Here is a 16,657-nt window from a genome sequence, read left to right as displayed (position 1 = left end):
GCGCGCATGAAAGCCATGATCTTCGCCGCCGGACGCGGCGAACGGATGCGTCCGCTGACCGACACCACGCCCAAGCCGCTGCTCAAGGTGCGCGGCCGGCCGCTGATCGTCTGGCACATCCTCAACCTGGTGCGGGCCGGCATCACCGAGATCGTCATCAACACCGCCCACCTGGGCGCGCAGATCGAGGCCGCGCTGGGCGACGGCAGCCAGTTCGGCGCGCGCCTGCTGTACTCGCGCGAGAGCATCGCGCTGGAGACCGCCGGCGGCATCGCCACCGCGCGCCACCTGCTGGGCGAGGAGCCCTTCGTGGCGGTGTCGGGCGACATCTACATGCCCTACTTCGACTTCGAACAGGTCAAGGACGTGTTGCACGACAAGGACATGTGGGGCAACCCCTACCCGGCCGACCAGCGCGACATCTGCTGGCTCTACCTGGTGCCCAACCCGGACTTCCATCCGGAGGGCGACTTCGGCCTGACCATGTACTCGCTGACCAACGAAGGCTCGCCGAAATGGACCTTCGGCAACGTCGGCGTCTACCGCCCCGAAATGTTCGACGGCATCGCGCCCGGCGAGTACGCCAAGCTGGGACCGCTGATCCGCGCCTACGCCGACAAGAAGCAGGTCGGCGGCGAAGTCTACGAGGGCGAATGGCACAACCTCGGCACGGTGCAGCAGCTCGACCTGCTCAACGCGCCGCTGGCCATGCGCGCGCCGGCCGCCAGGGGCGTGCAGTGATGCCGGCCGGCCTGCAAAACCACGCCGCCCGCCGCACGCGCCTGCTGGCGCACATGCCGCCCGGCGCGGTGGCGGTGCTGCCGACCGCGCCCGAAGTCGCGCGCAACAGCGACAGCGAATACCTGTACCGCCACGACAGCTACTTCTACTACCTGACCGGCTTCGCCGAGCCGGAAAGCGTGCTGGTGATGGTGGCCGCGCGTGGCGAGACGCCGGCGCGCTCCATCCTGTTCTGCCGGCAGAAGAACGTCGAGCGCGAAATCTGGGACGGCTTCCGCCACGGCCCGGAAGGCGCGCGCACCGCCTTCGGCTTCGACGAGGCCCACGCCATCGAAGACCTCGACGGCGAGATCAGCAAGCTGCTGGCCGACGCGCCGGCGCTGTACTACGCGCTGGGCAGCGCGCTCGATGCGCAGGTCAAACTGTGGCTGGCCAACGTGCGGCGCATGGGCCGCACCGGCGTCACCGCGCCGGCCAGCGCGGTCGACCTGCTGCCGCTGCTGGACGAAATGCGCCTGTTCAAGGACGACGCCGAACAGGCCACCATGCTGCGCGCCGCCACCATCTCCTCGCAGGCGCACGCGCGGGCCATGCGCGCGTCGCGGCCCGGCATGTACGAATACGAAATCGAAGCGGAGCTGCTGTACGAGTTCCGCCGCAACGGCGCGCAGGCGCCGGCCTACAACTCCATCGTCGCGGCGGGCGCCAACGCCTGCGTGCTGCACTACAGCGCCAACAACGCGCAGAGCCGCGACGGCGACCTGATACTGATCGACGCCGGCTGCGAGCTCGATGGCTACGCCTCCGACATCACCCGCACCTATCCGGTCAACGGCCGTTTCAGCGCGCCGCAAAAGCGCCTGTATGAACTGGTGCTGGCGGCGCAGGCGGCAGCGCTGAAGGCCATCGCGCCCGGCCTGCCGTATTCCGGCGGCCACGAAGCGGCGGTGCAGGTGCTGGCGCAGGGCATGCTGGATATGGGCCTGCTGAACCAGAACGCGCACGGCAGCATCGCCGACATCATCGCCAACAAGAGCTATCAGCAGTTCTACATGCATGGCACCGGCCACTGGCTGGGTATGGACGTGCACGACGTCGGCCAGTACCGCGACACGGCGGCCGAAGGCAAGCCATCGCGCGCGCTGCAGGCGGGCATGGTGCTGACGGTGGAGCCGGGCATTTATGTGCGGCCGGCAGAAGGCGTGCCGGAAGAGTACTGGAACATCGGCATCCGCATCGAGGACGATGTGCTGGTCACGCCAGGCGGCCATACGATACTGAGCGCCGCCGCGCCGAAGACGGTCGACGAGATAGAACAACTGATGCAGTCGCAATGAGCACTCACAATCAAGCAGCACCCGCGCATGAAGGCGTGGACGGGGACGTGGGCAGCGGCGGCGCTCCGGCCTGCGACGTCGCCATCTGCGGCGCGGGCCCGGCCGGCATGGCGCTGGCCGCACTGCTGGCCCGGCGCGGCATGCCGGCGCAGCGCATCGCCCTGATCGACGCCAAGACGCTGGAGCAAGCCAGCAAAGACCCGCGCTCGATCGCGCTGTCGTGGGGCAGCCGGCAGATATTGGAGGAAATCGGCGCATGGCCGGTGGCGGCCACCGCGATCCATCAAATTCACGTGTCGCGCCGCGGCCAGTTCGGCCGCAGCCTGATCGACCGCGACGAGCACAAACTGCCGGCACTCGGCTACGTGCTTCGCTACGGCGATCTGGTGACGGCGCTGGGCGCAGTCTGCCAACGCGCCGGCATCGCCACGCTACGCCCCGCCCGCGTTGAAGCCGTCGACGAAAGCGCCGATGCCGTCGCGCTGACGATCACCGGCTCGGAGGTCAACACGATCACCACGGCAGCCATCGTCGTGCAGGCCGAAGGCGGCTTGTTCAGCGATCAGGAAAGCAAGACCCAGCACCGCGACTACCAGCAAACCGCGATCATCGCGCAAGTGCGCAGCAGCCGCCCGCTCGCGCATCGCGCCTACGAACGTTTTACCGAACAAGGCCCGCTGGCCCTGCTGCCGCAAGGCGAAGAATATTCGCTGGTCTGGTGCGTGCGCCCCGATACGGCGGCCCGCCTGCAAGCCCTGGACGACGCGGCCTTCCTGGCCGAACTGGGCGCCGCGTTTGGTGAACGCGTCGGCAGCTTCACGCACGCCTCGCCACGTCTGGCCTTCCCATTGGGCCTGAACGCCGACCCGCGCAGCACCGCGCGCACGGTCGCCATCGGCAACGCGGCGCAAACGCTGCATCCGGTGGCCGGACAAGGCCTGAACCTCGGCCTGCGCGACGTCGCCGTGCTGGCGCGCCTGCTGGCGCAAGGCGCGAATCCAACCATGCTGGCGCAGTTCACCGAACTGCGCCGCCAGGACCGCAACACCACCGTTCGCCTGACCGACACGATGGCCCGCATCTTCGCCAACGACTCGCCGGCGCAAGCGCTGCTAGGCCTGTCGCTGGCCGCCATCGACATGGTCGGCCCCGCGCGCGGCGTGCTGGCCGAGCTGATGATGTACGGCCGTCGTTGACCTGAGAATACACACAAGGGGTGCCCGCCCCATCTCCTTGTGGTAAACCTTCGCTTTCGGCTTCGCTTTTCCTCTCTTTTTCTCACCAAGCCTCACTTTTTGAACTTCCCCCGCTTTTTGCGATCTAACGTGAGTAAAAGCGAAGAAAAGAGAGGAGGAAAGCGAATGTTTACCACAATGAGCGTGCAGCTCCCACCCCATACCCTGCTCCGGCTGGTCGAGCAACTGCGCCGTGCCGGCGGCGTGCAGGACATCTCGGAAGCGATCAACGCCGCACTCGAATTCTGGCTCGACGCCAAGACCGCGCTACCGCCCGGCGCCGATCCGGCAAGCCTGCGCGGCTATCAATGGAAATCGCTATTTCTGCCGGAAGGCACGGTCCTGCGATCATGGAGCTACGGTGAGCACAACTACGCTTGCGTAGAAGGCGACAAGATCATGCACAAAGGGCAGTCCGTGTCACCCAACGAGTTTGCCCGCTCCTTCGCGCGCACCGCACGCAACGCGTGGTTTGACTTATCGGTGCGCCGTCCTGGCGACAAGCATTTCAAGATGGCGAACCTGCTGCGCAAAGAACAGGCGAAGCAGGAAAAAGAAAATGCGCAGCATACGCCGCCGACCGCGCTCGCTCCGCAGCCAACGCCAGCGACCGAACTGGCGCCAGCGCCGCCGGCTCCCACCCGAAACACCGACCGCGAACCGGGCTGGGATCTTCCAGAGCGGCGCAAATTCCGCTACCGCCTGGAAGACGTGGCCTATTAAGTGCGTTAAGTGCGCGTGATCGAAGCGCCACCGTCGACCAACGACGCGGTGCCGGTGACGAAGGAGGCATCGTCCGAAGCCAGGTACAGCACCGAGCGCGCCAGTTCCTCCGGCTGCGCCACGCGTTTCAGCGCATGCAGGTTCGTGACAAAGGAAGCCGCTTCCGGCGTGTTGTTCATATCGCGATACATCGCCGTATCGACTGCGCCTGGCAGCACCGCGTTCACGCGCACGCCTTGTGGGCCGTACTCCGAAGCCAGCGCCTGAGTCAAACCGATCAGGCCCGATTTGCTGGCCGCATAAGCCGCCACACCCGGGAAGGCAAAGCTATAGCCGACAAAGGTCGAAGTGAAGATCACCGAACCGCCGCCATGCTTGATCATTTCAGGAATTTGATGTTTGGCGCCGAGGAAAGCGCTGGTCAGGTTGGCGGCGATCGTCTCGCTCCAGCCCTGCTCCGAGACGCCGGTGGTAGCGCCCATTTCGCCCAGCGTGCCGGCGTTGTTGTAAGCGATGTCCAGCCGGCCGAACGCCTCGACGGCAGCGGCCACCAGTTGCGCATTGAACGACTCGGAAGTGACATCGCCAGCCAGCGCGATAGCCTGGCCGCCGTCGGCGACGATTTCCGCCACCAGCGACTCCAGCTCGGCCAGACGGCGCGCGGCAACGACAACGCGGGCGCCTTCAGCGGCAAACAGTTTGGCGGTAGCGCGGCCGATGCCGGACGATGCGCCAGTAACGATAGCGACTTTGTTTTGTAAGCGGTTCATGGTCAGACTCCTAGAGGTGGGTTGATGTAGCCATCGTATGCTTCATCAACCCCACCATCAATCAGCCAAACACCAACGAACCATTCACAATTTATGAATCAACCTTACTCCACAGCCTTGACCATGTCCTCGATGACCTTCTTCGCATCGCCGAACACCATCATCGTATTGGCCTGGTAGAACAGCTCATTGTCCAGGCCCGCATAGCCGGAGGCCATCGAACGCTTGTTGACGATGATGCTCTTGGCCTTGAACGCCTCCAGGATCGGCATGCCGGCGATCGGCGACTTCGGATCCTTGGCGGCCGGGTTGACCACGTCGTTGGCGCCCAGGACCAGCACCACGTCGGTCTGGCCGAATTCGCCGTTGATGTCCTCCATCTCGAACACCTGGTCGTACGGCACCTCGGCCTCCGCCAGCAGCACGTTCATGTGGCCGGGCATGCGGCCCGCCACCGGGTGGATCGCGTACTTCACGGTCACGCCCTTGTGGGTCAGCTTCTCGACCAGCTCCTTCAGCGAGTGCTGCGCGCGCGCCACGGCCAGGCCGTAGCCCGGAACGATGATCACGCTTTCCGCATTGGCCATGATGAACGAGGCATCGTCGGCCGAACCGGATTTGACCGGACGCTGCTCCTTCGAACCGCCAGCACCCGCCTCGGCCGGCGCGCCGCCAAAGCCGCCCAGGATCACGTTGAAGAACGAACGGTTCATCGCCTTGCACATGATGTACGACAGGATCGCGCCGGACGAACCGACCAGCGAACCGGCGATGATCAGCATCGAGTTATTCAGCGAGAAGCCGATACCGGCAGCGGCCCAACCCGAATACGAGTTCAGCATCGACACCACCACCGGCATGTCGGCGCCGCCGATCGGGATGATGATCAACACGCCCAGCACAAACGCGATCGCGGTCATGACCAGGAACGGCAGCCACGCAGGCTCGGTGCCGCCGGCGAAGCAGAACGCCAGGCCCAGGCCCACCATGACGATGGCCAGGATCAGGTTCAGCATGTGCTGGCCGGCGAAGCTGACCGGCGCGCCCTGGAACAGGCGGAACTTGTATTTGCCCGACAGCTTGCCGAACGCGATCACCGAACCGGAGAACGTGATCGCGCCCACAAACGTACCGATGAACAGCTCGATGCGGTTACCGAACGGCAGCGCCTCGCCCACGGCAGCGATGCCGAACGCGTGCGGCTCCGACACCGCGGCCACCGCGATGCACACGGCGGCCAGACCGATCAGCGAGTGCATCGCCGCCACCAGTTCCGGCATCTTGGTCATCTCGACCTTCTTGGCCAGCATCGCGCCGATGCCGCCGCCGACGATCACGCCCAGCGCCACCAGGCCCAGGCCCATGTCGCCGGAAGCGCCGGCCGCCGCGGCCGCCGTGGCTTCGGCCTTCAGCTTCAGGATCAGCGCGATGGTGGTCACGGCGGCAATCGCCATGCCCGACATGCCGAACGCATTACCGGTACGCGCCGTGGCCGGCGACGACAGCCCTTTCAACGCCTGGATAAAGCACACCGATGCGATCAGGTACATCATCGTCACCAGGTTCATGGAGATGAAATTCATGCGTGATCTCCTTTTTTCGCTTTAGGCTCTTTTTTCTTGAACATCTCCAGCATGCGCTGCGTGACCAGGAACCCGCCGAACACATTGACGGCGGCCAGCGCCACCGCGACGGTGCCGGCGACCTGGCCGATCACGCCCTCGGTCAGCGAGGCCGCCAGCATGGCGCCGACGATGATGATCGCCGAGACGGCGTTGGTGACCGCCATCAGCGGCGTATGCAGCGCCGGCGTCACGGTCCAGACCACGTGGTAGCCGACGTAGATCGCTAGCACGAAGATGATCAGATTGATGATGGTGTGGCTGACTTCCATGATTGATTCCCCTATTTATTATTTTCTAAGCAGCTCGCCGCCGGTGCACAGCAGCGTGGCCTTGATGATTTCATCTTCGCGGTCGATCACGAGTTTGTCTTCCTTGTCGATGATCAGCTTGAGGAAGTCCAGCACGTTGCGCGCATACAGCGCCGACGCGTCGGCCGCCACCAAGGTCGCCAGATCCGGCTCGCCGACGATATGCACGCCGTGCCTGACCACGGTTTTATTGAGCTCCGACAGCGGGCAGTTGCCGCCCTGCGACACGGCCAGGTCGACGATCACCGAACCCGGTTTCATCGCCTTCACCGTCTCCTCGGAAATCAGCACCGGCGCCGGACGGCCCGGGATCAGCGCGGTGGTGATGATGATGTCGGCCAGCTTGGCGCGCTCATGCACCAGCTCCGCCTGACGGCGCATCCAGTCGGCCGGCATCGGCCGCGCATAGCCGCCCACGCCCTTGGCGATTTCCTTCTCCTCCTCGGTCAGGAAGGGCACGTCGATGAACTTGGCGCCCAGCGACTCCACCTGCTCCTTGACCGGCGGGCGCACGTCGGACGCCTCGATCACCGCGCCCAGCCGCTTGGCGGTGGCGATCGCCTGCAGGCCGGCCACGCCCACGCCCATGATCAGCACCCGCGCCGCCTTGACGGTGCCGGCCGCGGTCATCAGCATCGGCATGAAGCGCTGGTAGGTGTTGGCCGCCACCATCACCGCCTTGTAGCCGGCGATGTTGGCCTGCGACGACAGCACGTCCATCGACTGCGCGCGCGTGATGCGCGGCACCGCCTCCAGCGCGAAGGCCTGCAGCCCGGCCGCCGCCATCGCCGCGTTGTTGTCGGCGTCGAAGGGATTCAACATGCCGATCACCACCGTGCCGGCGGGGATCAGCGCCCGCTCCTCCGCATTCGGAGCACGCACTTTCAACACCACCTCCGCAGCAAAGGCTTCCGCCGCGCTGCCGATCTGCGCACCGGCGGCCGCGTAGGCCTCGTCGGTGACCGACGCCGATAGTCCGGCGCCGGCCTGCACGATCACTTGATGCTTGGCCGCGAGTTTCTTGACTGTCTCAGGCGTTGCCGCAACCCGGGTTTCTCCCGGCCGCGTCTCGGCCGGTATGCCTACTCTCATGGTGCCTCCAAAGGATTAATAAACTGACTAGAATCTAACACGGATTGCCGGGACAGCATCGCCCCTCGATGGCCCCAGCATACTTAATATCTATTGATCAATAAATAGCGGATTTATCACATCATTTATTACTATTTATCATGAATTGCCGCTAAAACACTGAATTTCGCGCAAAGCAGCCAGTCAAACACGGATTAACACAACAAACCTTGCGATTTTTCAATACGAAGCCATCTTTCCGCGCAGGCGGGTTCAAACCAAATGCCCGGAACAGGCTAAAATGTCGGCTCTTTCAAGGATGACTCATGCCGCGTATCTGGAAACCCTCTGTTACTGTCGCCGCCATCGTCGAAAAAGATGGCAAGTTCCTGCTGATCGAAGAAGAGACCAGCGATGGCATCCGCATCAACCAGCCAGCCGGCCACCTCGACCCGCATGAATCGCTGGAGCAGGCGGTGATCCGCGAAACGCTGGAGGAAACCGCGCACGACTTCACGCCGACCGCGCTGGTGGGCATGTACATGTCGCGCTACACCTCCAACCGCACCGGCGAGGAAGTGACGTATCTGCGCTTCACCTTCTGCGGCGTGCCGGGCGCCAAGCATGACCGTCCGCTGGACGAAGGCATCCTGCGCACCATGTGGCTCACGCGCGACGAACTGGCCGCCTGCGCCGACCGTCACCGCAGCCCGACGGTGCTGCAATGCGTGGACGAATACCTGGCCGGGCGCCGCGCCCCGCTGGAACTGATACAAACCCACACCTCGGTGTACAAGGAAGCGGCAAACGCCGCGAATGGATGAAAGTAAGATGAGCAAGAAGAAGGTCGTGATCGGCATGTCAGGCGGGGTCGACTCCTCGGTCGCGGCGTGGATGCTCAAGGAACAAGGCTACGACGTGGTCGGCCTGTTCATGAAGAACTGGGAAGACGACGACGATTCCGAATACTGCTCCACGCGCCAGGACTGGATCGACGCCGCCAGCGTGGCCGACGTCATCGGCGTCGACATCGAGGCGGTCAACTTCGCCAGCGAATACAAGGACCGCGTGTTCGCCGACTTCCTGCGCGAATACCAGGCCGGCCGCACCCCCAACCCGGACGTGCTGTGCAACGCCGAAATCAAGTTCAAGGCTTTTCTGGACCACGCCATGCACCTGGGCGCGGACCTGATCGCCACCGGCCACTACGCGCGCGTGCGCGAGAACGGCGGCCGCCACGAGCTGCTCAAGGCGGTCGACCACACCAAGGACCAGAGCTACTTCCTGCACCGCCTGAACCAGGCGCAGTTGTCCAAGACGCTGTTCCCGCTGGGCGAGATCCCCAAGACCGAAGTGCGCAAGATCGCCGAGAAGCTGGCCCTGCCCAACGCCGCCAAGAAGGATTCCACCGGCATCTGCTTCATCGGCGAGCGGCCGTTCCGCGAATTCCTCAACCGCTACCTGTCGTACAAGCCGGGCCCGATGAAGACGCCGGACGGCAAGGTGGTGGGCGAGCACGTGGGCCTGAGCTTCTACACGCTGGGCCAGCGCAAGGGCATCGGCGTCGGCGGCATGAAGGCGTACAAGAACCCGGACGGCAGCAGCGACGCCTGGTACGTGGCGCGCAAGGACGTCGCCGAGAACACGCTGTACATCGTGCAAGGCCACGACCATCCGTGGCTGCTGTCGTCGACCCTGCGCGCCGACCAGGCCAGCTGGATCGCCGGCGAGGCGCCGTCGCCGCGCGCGATGTCGGCCAAGACCCGCTACCGCCAGGCCGACGTGGCGTGCGAGATCGCCCCGGAAGGCGATTCCGATTTCGCGTTGAAATTCATGGATGCCCAATGGGCGGTAACGCCGGGCCAGTCGGCCGTGCTGTACGACGGCGACGTCTGCCTCGGCGGCGGCATCATCGACAGCTCGACCTTCGCCGCCTGATCGGGCCACCACCCCGCACCGCAACTGCGGGGGTCAGACCCCGTACGGGGTCTGACCCCTTCGGGGTGGGGGTGCGGGGTCAAGCCTCGCCGGACTCGCTAGCGTCGACATCTGCCTCCCTGGCCAGCGCCGCGCGCTGGCGCTTGACCATGGCGATCACGGTATTGCGTATCGTATTGAGCACGGTGTCGGCCTTGAACGGCTTGACGATGAAACCGTTCACGCCCATCGCATGCGCGGCCTGGATGGTGGCCGCGTCGAATTCGCTGGAGACCATGAAAATCAGCGTCTTCGGCCAGTTGGTCTTAATCTCCCGCACGACCTCCTCGCCGTTCTCGATCTGCTCGCGGGCGATGCAAACGATGTGGGGATTATGTTTGATCAGCAGCGCCAGGCCGCTGGCGCAGGTGTGGGTCTGGCCCACCACGTCATAGCCGCCATCGAGCAGGACCGTGTTGAGCAGGCCGCGCGCGACGGCGCTGGTGTCGATAATGACCGCTTTTAACATCTTGCAAACCTTGTCTTAGTGGGCGCGCGCTCAGCTCTTGTCCCAAGCCAGCATATTCCAGGTCACGCCGACCCGCACGTCCGTTTTTAATTGCACTAGTTGTCTCGAAAGATACAGCATTTCGCGTTCTTTTCGTAGAGTTTCGCCCAGCGTGTCCTTTAGAATGCCGGCCCCGGCCATGATCCCGTCCAGAGTGCCGTATGTACGCAACAGTCGGGCCGCCTTCTTGACGCCGACCTTGGACACGCCGGGGATGGAATCGGTGGCATCGCCCATCAGCGCCAGCAGGTCCGGCAGCTGCGCCGGCGGCACGCCCCACTTCTGCTCGACCCAGGCGTGGTCGTGCCACTCGCCCTTGAAGTGGTCCCACACGCGGGCGCCCTGCGCGATCAGGCCGTGCAGGTCCTTGTCGGTGGAGGCCACGGTGGCCTCGCCGCGGCCGTCGGCCAGCCAGCGCAGCACCACGGTGCCGATCACGTCGTCCGCCTCCACCTCCGGCAGCGACACCACGTGCAGGCCGACGCCGCGCAGCTTGTCGTAAAAGCCCGGCAGCGCCTCGCGCAGCGGCGACGGCATCGGCGCGCGCGCCTCGCGGTAGCCGCTGTACAGGTCGTGGCGCCAGGTGCGGCCGCCGAAGTCGAAGGCCGGCAGCACATGGGTCGGCTCGTGCTCGTGCAGCAGTTTGCGGAAGGAGGACAGCGCGTGGCGCAGCGCGATCTCGGCCTTCTCGGCGCTATCGGGTTCGGGGCTGGCTTCGTAGACGCGGCGCACGATATTGAGGCCGTCGATGGCAAGGAGTCTACCCATGTTCAACATCTTCCGGGCTTGTTCAATCCATCATTTTACCCGACCATCGCCGTCATTCCCGCGAAAGCGGGAATCCATACACAGCAGACTGCGGACGCGACGCATGGATTCCCGCCTGCGCGGGAAGTCATTTCCCCCAGTGGGGGGAATGACAGGGCTACTTCAGCAGCTCGTACGGGCCGCCGCGCTCCAGCGCGCGCTGGAAGGCCGGGCGGCTGTGGATGCGCTTGAGGAAGGCCATCAGGTTCGGGCGCCGCTCATCCAGCCCGGCGCGCGCGGCGGCCGCCTCCAGCGGAAAACTCATCTGGATATCGGCCGCGCTGAACTCGGCGCCGGCAAACCACGGCGTCTTGTTCAGCTCAGCCTCCAGGTAATCAAGATGGGTCTCGATCTGCGGCTGGATATAGCCCGCCTTGACCTTCTGCGCGATACCGCGCGCGATCGGCTTGACGAAGAACGGCGCCGGACTGTTCTCGACCCGGTCGAAGATCAGCTTCATCAGCAGCGGCGCCATCGCCGAGCCCTCCGCATAGTGCAGGAAATAAGTCCAGCGGCGACGCTCCGCCGTGCCGGCCGGCGGCACCAGCCGGCCGTTGCCGTAGGTCTCGATCAGATATTCGGCGATCGCGCCCGACTCCGCCACCACCACGTCGCCGTCGGAAATCACCGGCGACTTGCCCAGCGGGTGGATGGCCCGCAGTTCCGGCGGCGCCAGCATGGTCTGCTTGTCGCGCTGGTAGCGCACGATCTCGTACTCCAGCCCCAGCTCCTCGAGCAGCCAGAGCACGCGCTGCGAGCGCGAATTGTTCAGATGGTGGACGACGATCATGGTGAGCTTCCCAAAAAAGAACGGCCGTACGCCGCAACGCCGCTAGCTTAGCATTGTTGCTCGCCTTGCGTGCCGCCCCTCCCGACAGACTGATGGATTCCCGTAAGAAACAGCAGTACACTGCCTCATCAGCCGCCCACCGGAGCACCCATGAATCTGTTTTCCCCGCGCTACCTGGTCTTCAACGCCGCCATCGTCACCCTGGCCGCCTCGCTGGCGCTGGCGGCGCCGTGGTGGATCCCGCTGACGGCCGCCGCGCTGACCGTGGTCGGCATCACCGACCTGCTGCAAACCAAGCGCGCGCTGCGCCGCAACTACCCGATCCTGGCGCACTTCCGCTTCTTCTTCGAATCGATCCGCCCCGAGATCCGCCAGTACTTCCTGGAAGACGACACCGTGGCCGAGCCGTTCTCGCGCAACCAGCGCAGCATCGTCTACCAGCGCGCCAAGATGGACACCGACAAGCGCCCCTTCGGCACCCAGCTCGACGTCTACGCCCCCGGCTACGAATGGATCAACCACTCGATCAGCCCCGCGCCCGAGCAGCACCACGACTTCCGCATCGAGATCGGCAACCACCCGGACTGTCCGCGCGCCCAGCCCTACTCGGCCAGCGTGTTCAACATCTCGGCGATGAGCTTTGGCGCGCTGTCGGCAAACGCCATCCTGGCGCTCAACGGCGGCGCCAAGGCCGGCGGCTTCATGCACGACACCGGCGAAGGCAGCATCAGCCCCTACCACCGCCGCAACGGCGGCGACCTGGTGTGGGAAATCGGTTCCGGCTACTTCGGCTGCCGCAACCCCGACGGCACGTTCTCCGAAGCGAACTTCGTCGCCAACGCCACCACGCCGCAGGTCAAGATGATCGAGCTGAAGATGTCGCAGGGCGCCAAGCCGGGCCACGGCGGCGTGCTGCCCGGCGCCAAGGTCACCATTGAAATCGCCACCACGCGCGGCGTGCCGATGGGCCAGGACTGCATCTCGCCGTCGAAGCACTCGGCCTTCAACACGCCGCTCGAGATGCTGGCCTTCATCGACCGCCTGCGCACGCTATCGGGCGGCAAGCCGACCGGCTTCAAGCTGTCCATCGGCCACCCGTGGGAATTTTTCGGCATCGTCAAGGCCATGCTGGCCACCGGCATCACGCCGGACTTCATCGTGGTCGATGGCGGCGAGGGCGGCACCGGCGCCGCGCCGGTGGAGTTCACCGACCACGTCGGCACGCCGCTGCAGGAGGCGCTGCTGCTGGTGCATAACACGCTGGTGGGCGCCAACCTGCGCGACAGGATCAGGATCGGCGCCTCGGGCAAGATCATCACCGCCTTCGACATCGCCCGCACCCTGGCGCTGGGCGCGGACTGGTGCAACTCGGCGCGCGGCTTCATGTTCGCGCTGGGCTGCATCCAGTCGCAGAGCTGCCACACCGACCGCTGCCCGACCGGCGTCGCCACCCAGGACCCGAACCGCCAGCGCGCGCTGGTGGTGCCGGACAAGACCCGGCGCGTGGCCAACTTCCATGAGAACACCTTGAAGGCGCTGGCCCAGCTGATCGCCGCCGCCGGCCTGACGCACCCGTCGCAGCTGAAGGCGCACCACCTGGTGCGGCGCATCTCGACCAACCAGGTCAAGCTGGCGTCGGCGCTGCTGCCCTACCTGGAGCCGGGTGAGCTGCTCGACCCCAGCCAGCTGTCGCGCCTGCCGCCGGTGTTCGGCCTGTACTGGCCGATGGCGCAGGCCGAATCGTTCAATCCACTTTGCTGAGATCGCCGGCGTGCGCTTGGCGATAAGCGTCTCCCAGCACGTCGGCCACGTAACCGCGCTTGACCGCCCACTCGCGCAGCACGGCGTTAATGCCCTGCTGCCAGTCGTCGCCCTGCCGCCTGAAGGCCTCGATGGTGTCGCGATCGAACTCAATGCTCAGCGTCACCGTCGGAGAGCCGGGCGGCGCCAGAAATCGGGTCCGCCAAGGACGAAATTGCGCCAACTCTTCCTCCGTCGGCGGCAACGCATCCGGGTCCGACAAGGCGGCCGCCATGATGACCGCATCTTCCTCTGGCGTCGGCGAAATAATTTCCGGTCTTTTGTATGACATAGCGCTTCTCCTCCCCTTGCCACATGCTTCATCTTATCCGCAAAGATTAAGAAATCAATCGCTATGCGGACAGATTAAACAGGCTGTGGCCGGCGCGTTTGCGCCGGCGCAGAGGAGAGCAGATCAGCGCTGCACGCGCAGCATGATGACGCGCTTGAGCGGCGCGGAGGAAGGCGCATCGGACGATACCGGCGGCGTGGTTTCGCAGGAATCGCAGCTGGCGCAGCCATCGCCGCAGCTCGATTTCGTGTTAAACAGTTTAGCCAGTTTATTCTGGTCGAAGCCGCGCCGCGACAGCACATACACGATCTGCCTGCGCAAGGCAGCCGGCAGATACTTGGTGCAGAAATGCGCCAGCGCCGCCACCACGATCAACCCCACTATCACTTGCTGCCACATGCTCAGCCTCCGATGAAGAACAGCGAAATACGGTAAGTCAGGAACGACGCGGTGTACGCCAGCGCGAACATATAACCGGCCATCATCAGCGGATAGCGGATGCTGTTGGTCTCGCGCCGCACCACGCTCAGGGTCGACATGCACTGCGGCGCAAACACATACCACGCCAGCAGCGACAAGGCGGTCGGCAAGGTCCACGAGCTGGCGATGATAGGCGTCAGCGACTGCGCCAGTTCCTCGCCGCTCTGCGACAGCGCGTACACCGTGCCCAGCGCCCCCACCGCCACCTCGCGCGCGGCCAGGCCGGGCACCAGCGCGATGCAGATCTGCCAGTTGAAGCCGATCGGCGCGAACACATATTCCAGGCCGCGCCCCAGCATGCCGGCCATGCTGTAATAGATGGCCGGATGCGTCGCCCCTTCAGGCGCGCCGGGGAAGGAACTGAGGAACCACAGCAGCACCATCAAGGTCAGGATGATGGTACCCACGCGCGACAGGAAGATCTTGCAGCGCTCCCACAGACCCAGCGCCAGGTTCTGCATGTGCGGCCAGTGATAGGCTGGCAGCTCCAGCATCAGCGGCTGCTTGTGGTTCGCGCCCATGGTGCGCTTCATGAAGTAGGCCACCGCCATCGCCGAGGCAATGCCGGCGAAGTACAGCGCGAACAGCACCAGGCCCTGCAAACTCATGAAGCCATACACCTCGCGCTCCGGAATGAAGGCCGCGATGATCAGCGCATACACCGGCAACCGCGCCGAACACGTCATCAGCGGCGCGATCATGATCGTCACCAGCCGGTCGCGCGGATTCTGGATGGTGCGCGCCGCCATGATGCCCGGGATCGCGCACGCAAAGCTGGACAGCAGCGGAATGAAGGCCCGCCCCGACAGGCCGACCCCGCCCATCAGCCGGTCCAGCAGGAAGGCCGCGCGCGGCAGGTAGCCGCAGTCCTCCAGGATCAGGATGAAGAAGAACAAAATCAGAATCTGCGGCAGGAACACCAGCACGCTGCCGGCCCCGCCCAGGATGCCTTCCACCAGCAGGCTGCGCAGCAGGCCATCGGCCATCGCGCCCTTCAGCAGGCCGCCCACGCTGTCGACGCCGGCCTTGATCATATCCATCGGCACATTGGCCCAGCTGAACACCGCCTGGAACACCAGGAACATCAGCACCGCCAGGATCACCGGGCCGAGCACCGGATGCAGCACCACGTTGTCGATCTTCTCGGTCAGGTTGCCGGTGTCGTGGGCGTCGCTGCTGACCAGCGCCAGGATGCGGCGCACCTCGCGCTGCGTCTCCTCCACGCCGACCGCGTCGATCGCCGCCAGCGGCTGCGGCTTGACCGCATGCAGCGGCAGCATCGCGTCCAGCGCGCGCAGCAGCGACTTCTCGCCGCCTGCCTGCACCGCCACGGTTTCCACCACCGTCATGCCCAGCTCCTGCGCCAGGCGGTCGGCGTCGATCACGATGCCGCGCTTCCTGGCCACGTCGACCATGTTCAGCGCCAGTATCATCGGCAGGCCGAGTCGCTTGATCTCCAGCACCAGGCGCAGGTTCAGGCGCAGATTGGTGGCGTTGACCACGCACACCACCACGTCCGGCGACTGCTCGCCCGCGCGCAGGCCGGCCACCACGTCGCGCGTGATCGCCTCGTCCGGCGTGTGGGCCGACAGACTATAGGCGCCCGGCAGGTCCAGCACGCGGAAGCCATTGCCGGCCGGCGATTGGAACGAGCCTTCCTTGCGCTCGATGGTCACGCCGGCGTAGTTCGCCACCTTCTGGCGCGCGCCGGTCAAGCGGTTGAACAGCGCGGTCTTGCCGCAATTGGGATTGCCCAGCAAGGCCACCATCGGTGTCTTGCCCAGGAGGGGCGCTGCCGGCGCCGCGATGTCTGCTGCACCCATGGATTATTCCGCCTGGATCGAGATCAGCGCCGCCTCGAAACGGCGCAAGGCGAACGTCGAGTTGCCGACCTTGATCGCCAACGGCTCCCCGCCCGGCATGCCGCGCTTGAGCATGCGGATTTTTTCGCCCGGCACGAAGCCCAGCTCCATCAGGCGGCGCGCCAGCGTGGCGCCATCGTCGGCGGCGTCGCCGGGGGCGATGTGTACCACGGTGGCGCTGGCGCCGACCTTCAGGGTGTCGAGGGTGATCAGGGGAGCTGCATGCGTCATGGCAAAGTCCGTTCAAATCGCCGCCCGGCCAGTGCCGCTGCGGCTTGCCGGCGAACTGCAAGATCGCGTTCTTGCCGGAAATAAGATACTAGCATTATAA

At 65.2% G+C, this 16,657-nt stretch carries 18 protein-coding genes; 7 read left to right on the top strand and 11 right to left on the bottom strand.

Annotated elements, in window-relative coordinates; all coding sequences use genetic code 11:
- The first annotated feature begins 6 nt into the window (after positions 1-6).
- The 4 genes from murU to ACEN9O_RS11195 all read left to right on the top strand — a co-directional run bounded on the left by murU (position 7) and on the right by ACEN9O_RS11195 (position 4,036).
- Positions 7-741, top strand: a complete 735-nt coding sequence (gene murU / locus ACEN9O_RS11210; protein WP_495617617.1) for an N-acetylmuramate alpha-1-phosphate uridylyltransferase MurU — start codon at positions 7-9, stop codon at positions 739-741.
- Positions 741-2,078 (top strand): Xaa-Pro aminopeptidase, encoded by a 1,338-nt coding sequence (gene pepP, locus ACEN9O_RS11205; protein ID WP_495618457.1) that lies wholly within the window; start codon positions 741-743, stop codon positions 2,076-2,078. The genes murU and pepP overlap by 1 nt, the downstream gene beginning before the upstream one ends.
- Positions 2,075-3,274 (top strand): UbiH/UbiF/VisC/COQ6 family ubiquinone biosynthesis hydroxylase, encoded by a 1,200-nt coding sequence (locus ACEN9O_RS11200; RefSeq protein ID WP_495617616.1) that lies wholly within the window; start codon positions 2,075-2,077, stop codon positions 3,272-3,274. The genes pepP and ACEN9O_RS11200 overlap by 4 nt, the downstream gene beginning before the upstream one ends.
- Positions 3,275-3,439: 165 nt before the next feature.
- Positions 3,440-4,036 carry a hypothetical protein gene (locus ACEN9O_RS11195; RefSeq protein WP_495617615.1) on the top strand — a complete coding sequence of 199 codons (597 nt, stop codon included), beginning with the start codon at positions 3,440-3,442 and terminating at the stop codon, positions 4,034-4,036.
- 5 nt (positions 4,037-4,041) lie between these two features.
- Here ACEN9O_RS11195 and ACEN9O_RS11190 read toward each other — a convergent pair whose 3' ends face one another.
- The 4 genes from ACEN9O_RS11190 to ACEN9O_RS11175 all read right to left on the bottom strand — a co-directional run bounded on the left by ACEN9O_RS11190 (position 4,042) and on the right by ACEN9O_RS11175 (position 7,831).
- On the bottom strand, positions 4,042-4,806 hold the full coding sequence (locus tag ACEN9O_RS11190; RefSeq protein WP_495617614.1) for an SDR family oxidoreductase: 765 nt from the start codon (positions 4,804-4,806) through the stop codon (positions 4,042-4,044).
- Between the two features lie 104 nt (positions 4,807-4,910).
- Positions 4,911-6,389 carry an NAD(P)(+) transhydrogenase (Re/Si-specific) subunit beta gene (locus ACEN9O_RS11185; protein ID WP_495617613.1) on the bottom strand — a complete coding sequence of 493 codons (1,479 nt, stop codon included), beginning with the start codon at positions 6,387-6,389 and terminating at the stop codon, positions 4,911-4,913.
- Positions 6,386-6,700 (bottom strand): proton-translocating transhydrogenase family protein, encoded by a 315-nt coding sequence (locus ACEN9O_RS11180; protein ID WP_117014135.1) that lies wholly within the window; start codon positions 6,698-6,700, stop codon positions 6,386-6,388. Before ACEN9O_RS11180 ends, ACEN9O_RS11185 begins: the two co-directional genes overlap by 4 nt.
- An 18-nt stretch (positions 6,701-6,718) precedes the next feature.
- Entirely contained in the window at positions 6,719-7,831 is a 1,113-nt protein-coding gene (locus ACEN9O_RS11175) for a Re/Si-specific NAD(P)(+) transhydrogenase subunit alpha (protein ID WP_495617612.1), read from the bottom strand.
- Between the two features lie 305 nt (positions 7,832-8,136).
- Here ACEN9O_RS11175 and ACEN9O_RS11170 point away from each other — a divergent pair, with 305 nt between their 5' ends.
- Positions 8,137-8,634 (top strand): NUDIX hydrolase, encoded by a 498-nt coding sequence (locus ACEN9O_RS11170; RefSeq protein WP_117014137.1) that lies wholly within the window; start codon positions 8,137-8,139, stop codon positions 8,632-8,634.
- A gap of 7 nt (positions 8,635-8,641) precedes the next feature.
- Positions 8,642-9,748: a tRNA 2-thiouridine(34) synthase MnmA gene (mnmA, locus tag ACEN9O_RS11165; RefSeq protein WP_495617611.1), complete on the top strand. Its 1,107-nt coding sequence runs from the start codon at positions 8,642-8,644 to the stop codon at positions 9,746-9,748.
- A gap of 79 nt (positions 9,749-9,827) precedes the next feature.
- On the opposite strand, the gene ACEN9O_RS11160 is transcribed toward mnmA, so the two are convergent.
- The 3 genes from ACEN9O_RS11160 to ACEN9O_RS11150 form a co-directional block, all read right to left on the bottom strand.
- Entirely contained in the window at positions 9,828-10,256 is a 429-nt protein-coding gene (locus tag ACEN9O_RS11160; protein ID WP_495617610.1) for a response regulator, read from the bottom strand.
- Positions 10,257-10,286: 30 nt separating this feature from the next.
- Positions 10,287-11,063, bottom strand: a complete 777-nt coding sequence (locus ACEN9O_RS11155) for a 5'-3' exonuclease (RefSeq protein WP_495617609.1) — start codon at positions 11,061-11,063, stop codon at positions 10,287-10,289.
- A 157-nt stretch (positions 11,064-11,220) separates the two neighbouring features.
- Entirely contained in the window at positions 11,221-11,892 is a 672-nt protein-coding gene (locus ACEN9O_RS11150; protein WP_495617608.1) for a glutathione S-transferase, read from the bottom strand.
- A 150-nt stretch (positions 11,893-12,042) separates the two neighbouring features.
- Between ACEN9O_RS11150 and ACEN9O_RS11145 the strand changes: the two genes are divergently transcribed.
- Positions 12,043-13,653, top strand: a complete 1,611-nt coding sequence (locus ACEN9O_RS11145; protein ID WP_495617607.1) for an FMN-binding glutamate synthase family protein — start codon at positions 12,043-12,045, stop codon at positions 13,651-13,653.
- On the opposite strand, the gene ACEN9O_RS11140 is transcribed toward ACEN9O_RS11145, so the two are convergent.
- The 4 genes from ACEN9O_RS11140 to ACEN9O_RS11125 all read right to left on the bottom strand — a co-directional run bounded on the left by ACEN9O_RS11140 (position 13,637) and on the right by ACEN9O_RS11125 (position 16,557).
- Positions 13,637-13,984 (bottom strand): BrnA antitoxin family protein, encoded by a 348-nt coding sequence (locus ACEN9O_RS11140; protein ID WP_495617606.1) that lies wholly within the window; start codon positions 13,982-13,984, stop codon positions 13,637-13,639. The genes ACEN9O_RS11145 and ACEN9O_RS11140 overlap by 17 nt on opposite strands.
- A 123-nt stretch (positions 13,985-14,107) precedes the next feature.
- On the bottom strand, positions 14,108-14,383 hold the full coding sequence (locus ACEN9O_RS11135; protein WP_495617605.1) for a DUF6587 family protein: 276 nt from the start codon (positions 14,381-14,383) through the stop codon (positions 14,108-14,110).
- 2 nt (positions 14,384-14,385) lie between these two features.
- A complete protein-coding gene (gene feoB / locus ACEN9O_RS11130; protein ID WP_495617604.1) occupies positions 14,386-16,287 on the bottom strand; it encodes a ferrous iron transporter B in 1,902 nt (633 codons plus the stop codon).
- 3 nt (positions 16,288-16,290) lie between these two features.
- Positions 16,291-16,557, bottom strand: a complete 267-nt coding sequence (locus tag ACEN9O_RS11125) for a FeoA family protein (RefSeq protein ID WP_495617603.1) — start codon at positions 16,555-16,557, stop codon at positions 16,291-16,293.
- Positions 16,558-16,657 lie beyond the last annotated feature (100 nt).

The organism is Duganella sp. Dugasp78, from assembly GCF_059491455.1.
This window is presented reverse-complemented; position numbering and strand designations above follow the sequence as displayed.